The sequence below is a fragment of the Rhizobium sp. PDO1-076 genome (assembly GCF_000247475.1).
Taxonomy (GTDB): Bacteria; Pseudomonadota; Alphaproteobacteria; order Rhizobiales; family Rhizobiaceae; genus Allorhizobium.
Window position 1 is genome coordinate 1 of sequence record NZ_AHZC01000029.1, and the last position, 13,580, is coordinate 13,580.

Genomic DNA, 13,580 nt, shown 5'->3' on the forward strand with positions numbered 1-13,580 from the left:
CCCACTGCGGAAATATTGCCGTTCATTGCGCAACGCTCCCTTCAACTTCCAGCGAAGACAGGTTTTGCGCTGTTGAACCGGGAGCTGGAACGGCGTGGATTTGTTCATCCGATTTCAAAAAACTACCGGATTTGTTGACAACGATTTCACCTTCCTCGACACCGGTGAGCACCTCAATCGCACTGCCCGTTGGAGAACCCAACGTGACAGAGCGTAGGATCGCGCGGCCATCCTCGACGACAAACACGCTGGCCCCACCATTCTGGCTTCTGATCGCTGTGGCCGGGACAGTGACATTGGATCGTTGTCCTATCTCGATACGACCATGGACGAATGCGCCAGGAACCAGAGCCTTGCTCTGATCGAGCTCCAACCGGACAGTTCCCATCCGCGTGGCAGGGTCTATCTGCGCTGCACTCAATCGGAGACGCCCTTGGACGGGCAGGTCGATACCCGGAACAATTACCTGGGCTTGCATCCCTTCCTTGAGGCGGACAAAGCTTGATTCACTAACGCTTGCTTCCATCTCGATCAGGCCATCTTTCGCCACGATGAACAGTGGATCGCCGGAAGACGATGTCATGGCACCAACGCGTGCGTTGCGGCTGAGGACAAGTCCAGCCTCTGTCGCGCGAACCGTGCTGCGCTCGATCGTCAAAGAAATTTCGGCGCGCTCGCGCTCGATGAGTTTTCGATCTGCTTCGGCAAGCATGAGCGATTGATGCGCAAGCTCAAGTTGGGACCTGGCCCGCGAAAAAGCGTTCTCATGTTCGTCGAGGAGTTGTTGGGAGACGGCCCCTTTGCCCACCAGTGACCGGCTTCGCTCCACAACCTTGCGGGTCTCGCGCTCCGTGACTGCCGCAACGTCAACACGGCTCTGTTCCTGCGCCACAGCGTACGCGGCGCGTGTTAGCTGGACGGAATTTCTTTCAAGCAGCAGGTTGACGCCTTCCACATCGAGCACCGCAAGTGGTTGGCCTTTCGACACAACTGCGCCCACCTCGACGAGGATACTTCTAACCTCCTTGCCCCCGAGCAGGGCATTGACCCTGATCTCTTCCTTCGCAATCAGCGTTCCGACAACCGCGACGTGGTCGCGAATGGTTTCGCGTTCCACGACCCCCACCGTGACTGACTTTATTTGTTGGGCGACCGATTCCCCGGCTGGATAAAGGGTCATCGAGGAAAACAGCGTGGAAACCACAAGCGACTTCACCGAGCGGCGGAGGACGAATTTAGGCCGATTTTGAAGCGTCATAACATGCACCGACATTGGCCGTCGGCACCTTGCAGACGATCACCTTGCCCGTTTTAGCGGGAGTGCGGCATGTTTGATGTGTCGATATTTTAAGATTTGTTACAGTCAATCAGGAATTGTGTGTTGAATGAATCCGGCGTTTCAAGTGGTTACCTGTTGAGTACGACGCGGGCGCCCGGCTTTCTTTGGCTTCAACGAGATTGTAGTTAATCCAAAGTTACAATCCCACCTTTACGATGATGAGATGTCTTCGCGAGGGGGGCTTGAGAAAATCTTCCCGGCAGGAGCGGCTATGAGTAAACTTAAGTTGTTCGGTTGGATTTGGGCGCTTTTGGTCGCCGCCGCGAGCGGCGCTTTATACAGCGCCATCATTTTTGGCGGCCGCACGTATATCGGGGCGGCCTACGCGGTTGTGATCATCGGTCTGCTCCTGGCGTTCGAACAGGACTTGCTTTTCTCAAGGCTACGTTTCTGGCTGATGGGGCTTCCCACACCAGTCTATTTCCTGATGACGCTCATCCTGAACATCGCAACAGTTGCGGCTGGAACCTTAGTTGTGGGAACTGCACTCTGGTCTCTTGGCGTGATGGACTCTTGGCTAGATTCGGCGCTCCCCAGCGAGGGCGTCCTCATCTACGCACTTTTCGTCTCGGCACTTATGGTATTCGTATTGCGCATGAGGGACCTTGTGGGAAGAGAGGTTTTTGCCAGCCTGCTCATGAGTCGCTATCGACAACCGCGGTCCGAAAACAGGGTTTTTCTCTTTGTTGACCTTGTTGGTTCAACGAACTATGCGGAACGCTTCGGTGATCTGCGTACCCAGAAATATCTCGGTGAATTTCTGAAGACTGTTGCGTTGTCGGTCCGTCGTTTCGGTGGAACCGTTGACGACTACATTGGTGATGCGGCCTTTGTCACATGGCGTTTCGAAAGCGGCATTCGCAATTCAGCGTGCATCCATTGTGTCCTCCACATTCTTGAAGCGATCAAGGCGAGGGAGACCTTCTGGATCACTGAATTCGGGGAAGTTCCGCGCTTGCGGGCTGCCCTGCATGGCGGGCCTGTCATTGTCGCCGAGATTGGCTTGGATCATCGTAAAATCACATATTTCGGTGACACCGTGAACACAACTGCGCGAATTGAAGGACTTGCACGAGACTTGAAAAGATCTTTTCTGATCTCCGATAGTTTGCTGAATCAGCTTTCACCAATGGCGTCGATCACCACTGAGCCACTTGGGAGTTACGCGGTGAGAGGTAAGGGACAAACCCTCTCCGTGACAGCAATAAGTCCGGCCCCAATTTACTCGGCCTGAGCTGGACAAAATTTATCAGTCATCGTTTCGGTTGCCATGGCGAAAGCACAGATGCGCAGCGAAGTGCCCTCGCGGCGTCTTGCGTATCAACCTCCTGCAGGTACTGGTGCAATACCGTCTGGGGAGTAACGGACGCCTTCAAGGGCAGAGAACAGACTGGCGATCGCCTTCTCGCCCCCCGAAACGCAAAAACCGCCCCCATCAGATGGGAGCGGAGAGACTTTTATGTCTGAACTGGTTGCTGGATCCGTTCGGTGCGCCTTCGCGGGTCAGGGTGTTTACCACCAACCGCCTGCGAGCGCGTAGATCGTCCTTGTCCCGCTTATGATCAGATACGCGCTGCGCGATATCCGGATCGTCAGCAGGACCAACATAACGACGTTTCGTACCACCGTGTCCATCCGGGATGTCGAAATACCAATACTTGCGTCCCTTGATGTTCGCCGGGGTGAATCGACCCTCCGGAGGGAAATCGGCCGTCCAAGCGGCGTCGAGCGAGCGCTGACCTAGCTCGGCGAGCATAGTCTGGTACATGAGGTCGACGGATTTCATAAGCTCGACTCCGACGTTATACTGTTTTTCAGAAACAGTATAACGATCGAGAGGATAGGTCACAATACGGGATGCGAGTTCTACGTCTTGAACGGATCTGAACCGCCGACCAACTCCAAAAGCCACGAGACATTGGCAAAGACGATCTATTTTTTCCATGACTTAGGAAATCAAAGCACCGACCGGAGGAAGTCTGCCGTTTCAGAACGCTGTGGACTATCAAATATCTGCTCAGGCGTTCCGATCTCATGGATAAGCCCTTCGCGGAAAAATGCCACGCGATCGGACACCTCGCGGGCAAACCGCATTTCATGTGTCACCACGATCATGGTCATGCCCTCCTGGGACAGCATGCGCAGCGTGTCCAACACTTCGCCGACCAGTTGCGGATCCAGAGCGGACGTGACCTCATCAAACAGCATATAGTCCGGCGACATCGCAAGTGCGCGGGCGATCGCCATTCGCTGCTGCTGTCCGCCCGATAGGCGTGACGGAAAGGCTTTCAGCTTCTCGCCAAGACCGACATGCTTGAGCTGCTCAACCGCGATCGCCTCGGCCTCCGCCTTTGATTTACCCAGCACCTTTCTGACCGCCAGCATCACGTTTTCGAGCACCGTTAGATGGGGGAACGCGTTCCATTGCTGAAACACGATCCCTATCTTTCGGCGCAGTTTGTTGAGATCGGTACTCTTCGCATGCACGTCTGTGTTATCGACACGAATGGTGCCGCCCTGGATCGGCTCAAGGCCGTTAATGCACATCAGCATCGTCGATTTGCCGGAGCCAGATCCACCGATCATAGAAAGGACCTCTCCTTTCTGGACGTTCAAGCTCACACCTTTCAGAACATGCAAGGTGCTGAAGTGCTTATGGACGTTTTGAATTTCAATCATTGTTTCTGCAACCCTTTTTTTCAAGTCGGATCCATAGCCTTGCGGGGAGGCTCCGAAGAGCAAGGATCAGGTCGGCGGATAACCTTCTGGGTTCAATCATTCTCGCGCCACCTTCTTTCCAACCGTCCGCCGAAACGCGAGATGGGGAAGCACAGGATGAAATAAGCCAGTCCAACGATACCGAGGACAAACAACGGCTCCTGAGTGCGCGTCACGATGATCTGCGAGGAGCGAAGCAACTCAACGACGCCAATCCATGAAATCAGCGCCGTGTCCTTCATGACGCCGAGCGTGAGGCCAATCCAGTTCGGCAATGCCACCCGCAAGGCGATAGGAAAGACGACCTCCTTCAAATCCTGAGCCCAGGTCATTCCAAGAGATCGGGCGGCGCGCCGGGTTGTCGGGGGAACGGCCAGAATGCCGGCACGAACCACCTCTGTGCAGAAGGATGCCGTATAGATGGCCAGCACTACACAGCCGACGGTAAAGGCCGACCAATTCAAACCGATGATGGATTTGAATGAATTGGCGAGCACAAACTGGATCAACAGTGGAACCGAGCGGAAGATGTCGAGCACAAAGCCGATCGGTCCGTTCAGCCACCATGGTGCGCTTGCACGTCCCAAGCCGAGCAACAGCCCGAGTATCGATCCACCAAGCACAGCCCAGAACGTGATCGAGATCGTAACGCCTGCCCCTTTGAGCATGAACCAAAGGTCATTGAGGGTCAGGGAGGTGTCGAAAAAGGTCATAGCGGGGCCCTCAATATCGGAACAGGCGCCACGCCATCAGGCGCGCCGAGCCGATGACCAGCTTGGTCATCAAATAATAGAGAACGGCGGCAATCGCGAAGAACTCGAACGTTCGGAATGATCGGACATTCAGGTCTTGCGTCACACCGGTAAGGTCATTCGTCAGGCCCACTACAACGCCGAGAGACGTCATCAGGATCGCCCAGACCATCTGGTTTGTGAGCGGCGGAAAGACGACGCGAAACATCTGTGGCAGCACGATGAGGCGAAACGCCTGCAATTGTCCCATTCCGAGAGACCGAGCGGCACGCATTTGCGTGCCAGGAACTGCTCGAAGTCCGCCACGGAAGGTTTCGGCAAGATAACCCGCATTGTTGAATGTAATGGCTGCCAGCAAAGCGATAAAGCTGTCGAGAAAGATCCCCAAAGACCCCAGACCGAAATACACCATATAGATCTGGAACATCGCCGGCGTGTTACGGGCCAGCTCTACCCAACTGAAGGCAAGAGCCCGAAGTGCGCGGAAGCGGGAGCCGGATGCGACCGCCAGCAAGATCGCGAGGAACGTGCCAAGCACCATCGACAGCAGGGCGACCTCAAGCGTCACAAGGGCGCCCCAGAGCATATCAGGCAGCGCTCGAAACGCCGCTCGCCATTGAAAAGTATAGTCCATGGTCGTTCCCGCCATTTGGAAAGGATCGGGGAAAGGAACTCATTGGAGGTCCCGCCAAGTCGAACTGCGGCGGGCACGACATTCCTGTCGGGAATGTCTGCCCGCCGAGGACGTAATCGATCAGCGATAGACGCCGGGGATCGTCAGATCCGGTGCGTCGCCAACGCCGACCCACTTATCCCAAAGCTCCTTGTAACGACCCGTGCGGACCTGCTGATGGATGAAGAGGTTCAGGTAGTTGATCAGGCCCTGCTCCTGGCGAAGCGTGACCAGTGCCGTGTAGTCGATCTCATAGGGTGTCTCCCCGGCAACCACGACGCCCTTGTATTTGCCGTCTTTCACGATGGTTGCAGCAACAGGGGCCGTCACCACAGTCGCCTCAATCTGCCCCTGGGAAAGCGCGAGGAACACATCGGCCTGGCTCTGGTAAGCTCTGAATGAACCACCGCCCCACGCCTTGACATCCTTTTCGAGGGCCATTGCCTCATAGCCGCCGGCGACACCGCCGACATTGCGACCCTTCAATTTCTCATAGGTATCGATCCCGAGCCCCTCTTTCGCGAGAACAACCACGGCCAGCGCGGTGTAAGGCATGGTGAAGCCGACAGTCTTTGCCCGCTCCAGAGTGTCCGACGTCTGAGCGACGGCGATGTCAGCCCTGCCAGACACGAGTGCCGGAATACGATCCGGGAAGGTGGTCTCAACGATCTCCGCCGTCACACCGAGCGCTTTGGCGATGTCGTTGCAATAGTCGACGTCGTAGCCAGCCGGATTGTTCTCTGCGTCGCGCAGGCCCATCGGGGGATAATCGAGTACAACCGCGCAACGCAATGTGCCGGACGCCATGATGTCATCCAGCTTGTCAGCATGAGCGACCGTGACAGTTGATGCCACCAGTGTGGTGGCCAGGATAATTGAAGCCATACGCATTGTTGCATTCCCCTTTTTGTTGATTGGTAGGACTTGGAGCACGGATGTTATCGTATTTCCAATATCGTATACGCTTCATCCCCGCAGACTCCAGCTATCGAACGAGACTGCTGCGGACGCGAAACTGTAATTACTGAACCAGGAAACCGAACGTAAGCGGGTCTTCCTCATCGATCGTCCAATTTGCAAACCCGCAAATGTGGGCCTTGCCACTGACTTCCGGGATGACCGCGTCGTAGTCGCCAACCTTTGTCTCGCTCAACACGCGTCCCTTGAAGACCGTGCCGATGATCGACTCGTTCACCAGTGTTTCCGATGCTGAGAGTTCGCCACGAAGATAGAGTTGCGCGATACGGCCGGCGGTTCCAGAGCCTGTCGGCGAGCGGTCGATGGCCCTGTCCGCATAGACGCAGCAATTCGCCTGGGTCGAGCCATCGTGGCGAGGATCGCCGTAGACCATGACGCCATAGACGTCATTGAATTCGGGGATTTCGGGGTGAACCACAGGCATCTTGGCGTTTACGGCCGTCTTGATCTCGTATCCAAACTGCTGGATCTTCTGCACATCCTTCTCGCGGATGGCGATATCGAACGGGCGGCCGTCAACGTAGAAATAGGTGGCACCGCCATAGGCGATATCACCGGTCACCTTGCCGAAAGTCGGGGTGTCTACCGTCACGTCCCGCATGAAGATGAAGGACGGAACATTCACGAAGCGAACGTTCCCTGCTCGCTTTCCGTCCCACTTGACAAAAGCTTCGATGAAGCCACAGGGCGCATCGATGCCGACGCGGGTCTCGGGTGACTTGCGTTCGACCCAGCCGAGTTCCAGGGCTGCGGTTGCCAACGCAATGACGCCATGTCCGCAATGCGGGCTGTAGCCCATGTTGTTGAGGAAGATCACGCCGAAATCGGCATCCGCACTGACCGGCTCCGTGAGGTAGCCACCGTAGAGGTCCTTGTGACCGCGCGGTTCCAACATGACTGCGCGTCGATACTGGTCAGCATTCTCCTGAAGCCAGGCGCGGCGCTCGACGATGGTCGCTCCAGGGATCTTCGGCAGACCTTGGGTAACGAGGCGGAATGTTTCACCGCACGTGTGGAGCTCGACGGTTGTCAGTGATCTTTCAAATTGCATGCGGACTTCTCCCAGGCATCGCACCACACAGTCGTCGGCGGTTCCGTCGTCAGGTGGCTATTTTTAGATATCGTATACGATAAACGATAACGGTCAACCGCAAAAATGTAAGAACGGCGCTTTTTCATACAAGCACGATTTTTGTGCAGCGGCGTTGGAGCTGTCGTTGACCGAGTCGCGCGCGCAGTCGCACCCGCGATCTTGCGAGCGCGGGTCACACGTGGACGTCGAACGGCAGAGTGGAGTTTGGTTATTTCCGGATGTTTGCGAGAAGGGACTCGCAGGCCTTGGTAATATGCTGCGTCAGCAACTCGGCGGCCTTGTCAGCGTCGCGCGCCCGGCATGCGGCGAGGATCTCGCGATGCTCCCTGTCGTCGACACCCGTTCCCCCTGACAGCGTCAGCTGAATGCGGAGATAGCGCTCGATGCGATCATTGACCGAACGGATAAGGTTGAGAAGGAACGACCGCTCGGCGTCCTCGTAGAGGCATGAATGAAACTGCCAGTTCAATTCTGCCCATCTCGCGACATTCGTTTCCTGGGCGAATGCGTCGCAATATTCCTCTGCCCTTTGCAACGTACGTGCCGTCATTCTGGGAACGGATAGTCTGATGGCGTTTGATTCCAGCATCGCGCGAACTTCGAAGATCTGCGCGATTTCCGGCTCGGAAACGCTGGTCACCACGGCTCCGCGGTTCTTCTGGAACTCGACAAGCCCTTCAGCCTCAAGCCTCTTCAACGCCTCGCGCACGGGGATCTTACTGACATCGAACAGTTTTGCGACGTCGTCCTGGCGGATCGGCTCGCCCTCGTCGAATTCCCCGGTGACGATCGCTTCCCGGATGTGCTTCGCAATGATGTCGGATGCCGTGGGGGCGGTTCCAAGCGATGGGAGATCTGCGGGGTTAAGGGGCAACGAAATCTCCGAATTTGCAGTTGACGTGGGGATGATCGAATAACGTATTCGATATTTGATCGCAATGTTAGGACTTCTTCCCGAGCACGCGCCGTCGCCGTCAAGATGAATCCGGGTTGACACGAACAGATAACGTATACGATATTCTATTTAGTATGCCGCTCGGTGAATGTCCACCGGCTCGCAATTGCCCTCTCACTCGGTGAAACATGTCTATCCAGGAATACAGGCCGCTAGGGGTAATTGGCTACGTTACCCCGCTCAGCGCCAGGCCGGGTGAACGGCTGGACTTCAAAATCTCATCGCTCGGCGATCGCGCGATAACCGCGAAGGTTGTCAGGCTGGATTGCTGCGATCCGAACCCACTCGGCCCCGGATTGAAAAGCGAACAGGTGGAATTCGGCTTGTCGGCGGTCTATCCGGCCACAGAGCAGAAGACCCATCTTGGATCCTGCGCCTTCGGGGCGCTGCCAACCATCCCGGTCACGCAAGACCTGACGGTCGAACTGACAGTCCGCCCGGGCTTTGTCAGTGCAACCGATCAGACGATCTTTTCCTTGCAGGACATTGCCGGCACGACAGGTGTCGCCTTGATTATCAACGATGGGCGTTTCTTCCTCAAAAATCTGCGATCACCGGCGCAACCGCAAAGCCTGGATCTTTCGCTCAAACTGAATGTGTGGAGCAATCTGGAGGTCTGTTTTTTGGAAGATGGCGTGATCGTGCGCACATCGACCCCGGAGACGTCAAAGGTCGCCGAGTCCAAGTTGATCGCAGGCATGGGCGAAGCATTGCGCGATGTCGACCATATCTGCCTTGCGGCATTGTGGAACGGACATCCCAAGGATTGCTTCAATGGTTCGATCGAGGCGCCACGTCTGTCGGTGACGTCGCGAGAGGCTGTAGAACCGGGCCGCACGATCATCGCGCGGTGGACTTTCACCGATAGCGGCAACAGCGAATGGGTGAGCGACGATATCGATCCATCTCGCGGGCTCCATTTGATCAACCTGCCGATGCGCGCCGTTCGCTCCTCCTCCTGGACCGGCCGCCACATGGACTGGAAAGTCGCGCCGGAAGAATACGCAGCAATCACCTTCCATTCTGACGATCTGAGCGACTGTGCATGGGAAACGACGATCGCGGTTACCGTGCCCGACGAGGTTCCTTCGGGCGTCTACGGTCTTGCGGTCGAGAATGAGATCGCGACCGATACCATCCCGTTCTACGTGCTGCCGGGTCAAGGCATGCCACGACAGAAAATCGTCTTCCTGGCGCCAACCTTCACCTACATGGCCTACGCCAATCACGCCCGCGGAAACTTTGCTGGCCCGCTCGAAGCGCGCGTAAAGGACTGGGGCGCCTATCCCCATAATCCGGATGTCGTCGGCGCCTTCGGTTACTCCACCTACAACCGCCATCCGGATGGAACCGGCGTAACGATATCCTCGCGGCTGCGTCCGATCATGACGATGCGTCCTGGATACCTTGTCTACCACGACACGCACGGCTCGGGAATGCGCGGCTTCCCCGCCGACTCTCACCTGACCGACTGGCTGACCGCCAAGGGTTTTGAATTCGACGTCCTGACCGATGAGGATCTGGATCGCGAAGGGGTCGATGCCCTCTCACCCTACGATGTGGTGCTGACTGGCACGCATCCTGAATATCACACTCGTCGTACGATCGAGGCGATTCTAGCTTACCGGCAGGCCGGCGGGCGGCTGATGTATCTCGGAGGCAACGGCTTCTACTGGAAGATCGGCCGCGACCAGAACTTGCCCCACATTCTGGAACTCCGACGCGCCGAAGGCGGCATGCGCGTCTGGGCCAGCAAGCCCGGCGAATATTATAACCAGCTCGACGGTGAATATGGCGGGTTGTGGCGGCGAAACGGCATACCGCCCCAGAAGGTTGCTGGCGTCGGTTTCACCGCCGAGGGTGCGTTCGAAGGAACCCACTATATCCGCACTGCCGAGTCATTCGCAGAAGAGTTCGACTTTCTGTTTGAAGGGATTTCGGCTGGTGAACGTCTTGGCGACTTCGGCTTGTCCGGTGGCGGTGCTGCCGGCTTCGAGATCGACCAGGCCTGCGCGGAACTTGGAACGCCGGAATTCGTAACCGTGGTCGCTGCGTCCGAAGGCCATGGGCCGTCGTTCGAGACGACCTATGAGGAACTGCTGACCCCTGGCGTTATCGACGGTGGCCCGCGCCCCTATGGTGGCATGCGCTCGAACATCATCTACGGCCTCGACGAGAACGGCGGCGGCTTGTTCTCGGTCGGCTCCATCACCTTTTGTGGCAGCCTTTCCCACAACGGCTACGACAACAATATCTCCCGGCTTCTTGAGAATTGCCTCCGAAAGTTTCTTTCGACCCCGCGCCGCGCCGGTGATGCGCACGCTCCGTCGTCCACCGACACCATTCCTCCTATCGGCAGCCACACACATGAGACATGAACAGCAGCACATCCGCGTCGAATTCGACGCCCTGAAATCCCTGCTCCTACAGATCTTCCTGAAACATGGAACATCCCAGTTCGTCGCCGATATCCTTGCGGCAAACTGCGCCGGCTGCGAGCGCGACGGCGCGATCAGTCATGGCATCTTTCGTATTCCGGGTTACGTCGCATCGCTCGACACCGGTTGGGTTGATGGAAAAGCTGAACCCCAAATCTCTGTCGTCAGCCCGTCGTTCATTCGCATCGATGCCCGCAATGGATTTGCCCACCCAGCGCTGGCCATCGCAGCGGAAGCAATCGATGCGGCGGTGAAGGCGACCGGCGTTGCTGTCGTGGCGACCCGCAATTCTCATCATTTCAGCGCGCTGTGGCCGGATGTCGAGCCTTTCGCACGAAGAGGCCTGATGGCGATCACATTCGTCAACGGTCTGGCAAATGTCGTGCCCCATGGCGGTCGCGCCCCGGTGTACGGCACCAATCCGATTGCGTTTGCAACGCCGGTTGCTGGTGCGGATCCCCTCGTCGTTGATCAGGCGACGAGCGTGATGGCCAACGGCGAGGTCAGACTACACGCACTGGCGAACCGAATCCTGCCGGAAGGGACGGGCGTCGATCGTAACGGAACCCCATCCACCGATCCACACGCGGTGCTGGCCGGCGGCGCACTCAACACATTCGGCGGATACAAGGGATCCTCGATTGCCCTGATGGTCGAATTGATGGCAGGCGCGCTGACCGGCGGACAGCTATCGTTCGAGAATGATTTCGGCGACTGCGTCGGTGCGCAGACGCCGAAGGCTGGCCAACTGTTAATTGTCATCGACCCGGAGCGCGGGGGCAATAATGATTTTGCCGGACGCATTTCGGTTCTTTGCGATCGTCTCATTGATGCCGGCCAGGAGAGACTACCCGGAGCACGGCGCTATGAAAACCGCCGCCAGTCAACTCTCCTTGGCATTCCCCTTTCGGAGGGAAAGCTCCTCGAACTGGAAAACCTTGCCGGCAACTGAGCGGTCAATGCAAATATCCAAGAGGCGCACATGAACAAGATCACGCTCGATAAAAGCCGGCTGCGGCTGCATCGGTCCTTGAATGACCCTCAGGTCGACCAACTGGTGGCGTTGTTTCAGGAAGAGTGGTGGACAAAGGGGAGGACAAAAGCCGACGTGGTCAAAGCACTGGCCTCCGGTGGGCCGGTCTTCGCCTTCGTCGATCCTGACGCAGATGAACTCGTTGCGTTTGCTCGCGCGATCACGGATGGCGTCTACAAGGCAATGATCTTCGACATCATCGTGAAAAGCACTTGGCGCAACACCGGCCTGGGCGGGCTGCTGATGGAAACGGTGATGAACGGCCCTGAGTTGGTGAACATTAAACACCGGGAGCTGTACTGCCTGGCGGAGATGGTCCCCTTCTATCAGAAGTGGGGTTTCACCGATGAACTGACCGGCCTGCATTTCATGCGGAAATCCGTCTGACGCCTCGACGGTCCCGTGCCAATCTTCAACTGCTGGAGAAGCGACCCACAATGGACACCCATTCAATCGACTTCGCGGTTATAGGCTTGGGTGCCGTGGGCGCGGCAACGCTTTACCAGCTGGCCAGGCGGGGTGCGAAGGTTGTTGGCATCGATCGCCACGTGCCGCCGCATCCGTTCGGATCGAGCCACGGACGTGCCCGGGTAACCCGCAATGCCGTGGGCGAAGGATCTGCCTATTTGCCGCTGGTCAGGCGTTCACAGGAAATTCTCGGGGAACTCGAGCGGTCCTTCAATGTTGATTTGATGGAACGGAGCGGTACGCTCATTGTCGGATCGGAGCAACCGTCCAACGACGAAGACTTTGTTAGAGCTACGGTCACGACCGCGCAGCAGCACGGGATCGAGCATGAGTTGTTCTCGTCCGCCGAGTTGAAACGACGATATCCGCAGCTGATCGGTTTGACCGACGCGGACTACGGATATTTCGAGCCGAAAAGCGGCTTCCTCAGGCCGGAGCCGATCGTATCTCTGCAGATTTCAGCCGCACAGCAACTTGATGCGACGGTATTGACCGACCGCGCGGTGGAGCATGTCTCTCAGGAGAATGGCTGGGTGACCATTGGAATGGGTGACTATCAGATCAGAGCCAGGCATGCCGTCATTGCTGCGGGTCGTTGGGCGGGAGAGATTCTGGGGTCGCCCTACGACCGCCTCTTGAAGGTCACGGAGCAAAGGACTTTTTCGTTCAGACCTGAAGCTGCGGCGCGGTATCACGCAGGCAATTTCCCGGCTCTGATGTGGTTTCGCTCCGGGGCGGGGCACCGATGCATCACCACGTTTCCTCAGTCGCAGGATGGAGCGGTAAGCTTCTTCGTCGAAGGCATAGACGCGGCGGCAGATGTTGGCGAAACAGGTGGGCACATCTTCGAGCGGGAAATCAGGCCATTCTTCAATGGCATTACCCCGCAGATTGTCGGTTCAGATCTCTGCTACTACACGCTGACACCCGACGGAATTTCATCATTGACCGCCGACCGGAGAATGACCGGCTTCTGGTCATCTCAGCCTGCTCAGGGCACGGTTTCAAACACTCGCTTGCTGTAGGTGAGTTGGCGGCTCAAATGCTTCTTGGCGAAGGCACAACCTGTGACGCTACCTCATTTTCGGTTGGCCGATTTTGCGCCTGATCACCGCTCTTCTCTTGATGGGAAC

At 57.1% G+C, this 13,580-nt stretch carries 12 protein-coding genes and 1 pseudogene; 5 read left to right on the plus strand and 8 right to left on the minus strand.

The features are described from left to right. Positions 1-22 precede the first annotated feature (22 nt). A complete protein-coding gene (locus PDO_RS02640) occupies positions 23-1,258 on the minus strand; it encodes an efflux RND transporter periplasmic adaptor subunit (protein ID WP_160167016.1) in 1,236 nt (411 codons plus the stop codon). A 292-nt stretch (positions 1,259-1,550) separates the two neighbouring features. Here PDO_RS02640 and PDO_RS02645 point away from each other — a divergent pair, with 292 nt between their 5' ends. Beyond that, positions 1,551-2,573 carry an adenylate/guanylate cyclase domain-containing protein gene (locus PDO_RS02645; protein WP_007597410.1) on the plus strand — a complete coding sequence of 341 codons (1,023 nt, stop codon included), beginning with the start codon at positions 1,551-1,553 and terminating at the stop codon, positions 2,571-2,573. 240 nt (positions 2,574-2,813) lie between these two features. On the opposite strand, the pseudogene PDO_RS02650 reads toward PDO_RS02645, so the two are convergent. The 7 genes and pseudogenes from PDO_RS02650 to PDO_RS02680 all read right to left on the minus strand — a co-directional run. Then, a pseudogene (locus tag PDO_RS02650) lies at positions 2,814-3,125 on the minus strand (hypothetical protein); the annotation flags it as partial. Positions 3,126-3,295: 170 nt separating this feature from the next. Further along, positions 3,296-4,018: an amino acid ABC transporter ATP-binding protein gene (locus tag PDO_RS02655; RefSeq protein ID WP_007597412.1), complete on the minus strand. Its 723-nt coding sequence runs from the start codon at positions 4,016-4,018 to the stop codon at positions 3,296-3,298. Between the two features lie 92 nt (positions 4,019-4,110). Then, positions 4,111-4,770 carry an amino acid ABC transporter permease gene (locus PDO_RS02660; RefSeq protein ID WP_007597413.1) on the minus strand — a complete coding sequence of 220 codons (660 nt, stop codon included), beginning with the start codon at positions 4,768-4,770 and terminating at the stop codon, positions 4,111-4,113. Between the two features lie 10 nt (positions 4,771-4,780). Next, a complete protein-coding gene (locus PDO_RS02665; RefSeq protein ID WP_007597414.1) occupies positions 4,781-5,443 on the minus strand; it encodes an amino acid ABC transporter permease in 663 nt (220 codons plus the stop codon). A 120-nt stretch (positions 5,444-5,563) separates the two neighbouring features. Beyond that, complete coding sequence (locus tag PDO_RS02670; RefSeq protein ID WP_037072434.1) at positions 5,564-6,367, minus strand: transporter substrate-binding domain-containing protein; 804 nt, start codon at positions 6,365-6,367, stop codon at positions 5,564-5,566. A gap of 136 nt (positions 6,368-6,503) precedes the next feature. Beyond that, a complete protein-coding gene (gene lhpH, locus PDO_RS02675) occupies positions 6,504-7,511 on the minus strand; it encodes a trans-3-hydroxy-L-proline dehydratase (protein WP_007597417.1) in 1,008 nt (335 codons plus the stop codon). Positions 7,512-7,761: 250 nt separating this feature from the next. Then, positions 7,762-8,427 (minus strand): GntR family transcriptional regulator, encoded by a 666-nt coding sequence (locus PDO_RS02680; protein ID WP_007597418.1) that lies wholly within the window; start codon positions 8,425-8,427, stop codon positions 7,762-7,764. A 209-nt stretch (positions 8,428-8,636) separates the two neighbouring features. Between PDO_RS02680 and PDO_RS02685 the strand changes: the two genes are divergently transcribed. The 4 genes from PDO_RS02685 to PDO_RS02700 are packed head-to-tail and all read left to right on the plus strand — an operon-like array spanning position 8,637 to position 13,472. Continuing rightward, entirely contained in the window at positions 8,637-10,886 is a 2,250-nt protein-coding gene (locus PDO_RS02685) for a N,N-dimethylformamidase beta subunit family domain-containing protein (RefSeq protein ID WP_007597425.1), read from the plus strand. Next, positions 10,876-11,898 carry an Ldh family oxidoreductase gene (locus PDO_RS02690; RefSeq protein WP_007597427.1) on the plus strand — a complete coding sequence of 341 codons (1,023 nt, stop codon included), beginning with the start codon at positions 10,876-10,878 and terminating at the stop codon, positions 11,896-11,898. Before PDO_RS02685 ends, PDO_RS02690 begins: the two co-directional genes overlap by 11 nt. A gap of 30 nt (positions 11,899-11,928) precedes the next feature. After that, positions 11,929-12,366, plus strand: a complete 438-nt coding sequence (locus tag PDO_RS02695; protein WP_007597429.1) for a GNAT family N-acetyltransferase — start codon at positions 11,929-11,931, stop codon at positions 12,364-12,366. Positions 12,367-12,416: 50 nt separating this feature from the next. Continuing rightward, positions 12,417-13,472 carry an FAD-dependent oxidoreductase gene (locus tag PDO_RS02700; protein WP_007597431.1) on the plus strand — a complete coding sequence of 352 codons (1,056 nt, stop codon included), beginning with the start codon at positions 12,417-12,419 and terminating at the stop codon, positions 13,470-13,472. The last annotated feature ends 108 nt before the right edge of the window (positions 13,473-13,580 follow it).

What these genes read in the sequence shown, in the direction of transcription:
- PDO_RS02640 (WP_160167016.1), bottom strand. Translation starts at nt 1,258, where the DNA reads ATGACGCTTCAAAATCGGCCTAAATTCGTCCTCCGCCGCTCGGTGAAG.
- PDO_RS02645 (WP_007597410.1), top strand. Translation starts at nt 1,551, where the DNA reads ATGAGTAAACTTAAGTTGTTCGGTTGGATTTGGGCGCTTTTGGTCGCC.
- PDO_RS02655 (WP_007597412.1), bottom strand. Translation starts at nt 4,018, where the DNA reads ATGATTGAAATTCAAAACGTCCATAAGCACTTCAGCACCTTGCATGTT.
- PDO_RS02660 (WP_007597413.1), bottom strand. Translation starts at nt 4,770, where the DNA reads ATGACCTTTTTCGACACCTCCCTGACCCTCAATGACCTTTGGTTCATG.
- PDO_RS02665 (WP_007597414.1), bottom strand. Translation starts at nt 5,443, where the DNA reads ATGGACTATACTTTTCAATGGCGAGCGGCGTTTCGAGCGCTGCCTGAT.
- PDO_RS02670 (WP_037072434.1), bottom strand. Translation starts at nt 6,367, where the DNA reads ATGGCTTCAATTATCCTGGCCACCACACTGGTGGCATCAACTGTCACG.
- lhpH (WP_007597417.1), bottom strand. Translation starts at nt 7,511, where the DNA reads ATGCAATTTGAAAGATCACTGACAACCGTCGAGCTCCACACGTGCGGT.
- PDO_RS02685 (WP_007597425.1), top strand. Translation starts at nt 8,637, where the DNA reads ATGTCTATCCAGGAATACAGGCCGCTAGGGGTAATTGGCTACGTTACC.
- PDO_RS02690 (WP_007597427.1), top strand. Translation starts at nt 10,876, where the DNA reads ATGAGACATGAACAGCAGCACATCCGCGTCGAATTCGACGCCCTGAAA.
- PDO_RS02695 (WP_007597429.1), top strand. Translation starts at nt 11,929, where the DNA reads ATGAACAAGATCACGCTCGATAAAAGCCGGCTGCGGCTGCATCGGTCC.
- PDO_RS02700 (WP_007597431.1), top strand. Translation starts at nt 12,417, where the DNA reads ATGGACACCCATTCAATCGACTTCGCGGTTATAGGCTTGGGTGCCGTG.